Here is a 1,158-nt window from a genome sequence, read left to right on the forward strand (position 1 = left end):
CTAAATAGCTTTGCATATTACCGCTCCACTTTAGCCAAACCATGTTGATTTCCGGGGAACGGCGAAGCGGCATTCATAAATCGCTTTACCTGTTCCAGTAACTGCCACATATACCGGCACTGATGGTTACGCGTTATCGTTTCGTGCAACGACAACCACAGCAATTCAATTGGATTCAGCCATGGTGAATAGGTTGGCAGGAACAGCAACCGGAATTTCTTGTTTTTTTCCAGCCAGCATTCCACCTTACGGCTTTTATGAATGATGTAGTTATCAACGACCAGCGTAATGGTTTTCGCTCGCCGATATGTCCGCCGTAATGCCTCTAACAGATTGATAAATAAATCAGAACACTTACTGCTGCCGCCGACGTAATGGACTCGTCCTGTTCCCGAATGCAGCGCCCCTGCCAGATAATATTTTTGGTTATGTCCCGGCGTAGTCACACGTTTCTGTTGCCCTTTGCGCATCCAGTCCGCGCCGATTTTCGGGTTCAGGTCGATATCCACTTCATCCTGATAAAATACCGGATGGTTCGTCTGCTGCTGGGCGACGGCCTGTTCGATGGCGAGTCGCTTTTCCTCATAATACGGGTCTTTGATTTTCAGTGTTGGCGCGGCTCTGCGCCAAACAATACCTGCCCGTTTCAGGTAGCGGTGCAACGTGGCGGGATGAAGCGCTACATTAAAAAGCCGATTAACGATAAGTGCCAATAACTCTGTGCTCCAGCGGGAACGCAGCCAGCCAAAGTCCTGAGGGGAATGCTGAACCAGAAGCGGCAAAATATGCAGGATATCCGCGACTGGCCAGCGTGGTTCTCGTCCAGACTTGAGGCTTTTTAATCCTTCAACACCATGTAAAGTAAACCAATTTATCCATCTCCCGACGGATGAGCGAGCGGCACAGAGCAGTCTGGCGACGTCGGAAACGGTCATTCCCCGATGCAGCATCAGTATGGCGATGAGTCGTCTGGAATAGTTTTTATCACGTGTTTGTTGGGCTTCTTTACGCATTAGTCGTCGTTCTTCATCAGGGATTGCTGCTATGATCGGCATCGCTCAGTCCGGTTGGTGATTTGTTTGGTTTGGCGATTGATCAGATCGCATAACTCGGACTGAGTTCCCTTCGAGTGATCTACTATTTGGCGAAGCTATTTAG

The 1,158-nt window shown here is 49.2% G+C and carries 1 protein-coding gene; it reads right to left on the reverse strand.

The window, feature by feature from the left end:
• Positions 1 to 17: 17 nt before the first annotated feature.
• Positions 18 to 1,055 carry an IS630 family transposase gene (locus Q3A88_RS21845; protein WP_317178665.1) on the reverse strand — a complete coding sequence of 346 codons (1,038 nt, stop codon included), beginning with the start codon at positions 1,053 to 1,055 and terminating at the stop codon, positions 18 to 20.
• Between the last annotated feature and the right edge of the window lie 103 nt (positions 1,056 to 1,158).

The organism is Pectobacterium sp. HCp5_1, from assembly GCF_032905925.1.
Classification (GTDB): Bacteria; Pseudomonadota; Gammaproteobacteria; order Enterobacterales; family Enterobacteriaceae; genus Pectobacterium; species Pectobacterium brasiliense_A.